The organism is Pseudomonas tremae (assembly GCF_001401155.1).
Classification (GTDB): Bacteria; Pseudomonadota; Gammaproteobacteria; order Pseudomonadales; family Pseudomonadaceae; genus Aquipseudomonas; species Aquipseudomonas tremae.
Genome location: NZ_LJRO01000459.1, coordinates 1 through 433, shown reverse-complemented (window position 1 = coordinate 433; position 433 = coordinate 1). Strand labels below are relative to the sequence as shown.

Genomic DNA, 433 nt, shown 5'->3' with positions numbered 1-433 from the left:
GCGCATTGATAAGCCTGTGGTCGAACACTTGGCATTACCCCAGACGGCACAGCCGGTGAGGGTGGTCGAGCGAACGCCGGTGCCCAGGCCAGCGCAGCCGGTTGAGGTAGCTGAACGGGCACCTGTGCCCAACCCAGTGGAACCCATGCGGGTAGCAGAGCAGTCTTCTGCGCCGCAAACACCACCCTTGGTACCGGCTGTCGAGCATAAAGAGCCGCCGATTACCCCGCGGACACCGGCAAGGGAGGCATTATCGGTGCCTAGCGTGGTACAAGTCGGGCGCTACGTGGATGACCGCTCGTCGCCTCGCAGGCGTGATGATATCGAGGATCGTACGGGCCCGCGCGAGCTGCCAAGCGGCCCGCGTATCGTGGTCTATGCCAGCGGGTCACGCTAATAACCTGCGGTTTTAAAGCCAGATGTATAGCAAAAT

Annotated in this window: 1 pseudogene; it reads left to right on the top strand. The window is 61.7% G+C overall.

Going from position 1 to position 433, the window contains the following annotated elements:
* Positions 1–397: pseudogene (locus ALO43_RS30830) on the top strand (lytic transglycosylase); the annotation flags it as partial.
* Positions 398–433: the final 36 nt, after the last annotated feature.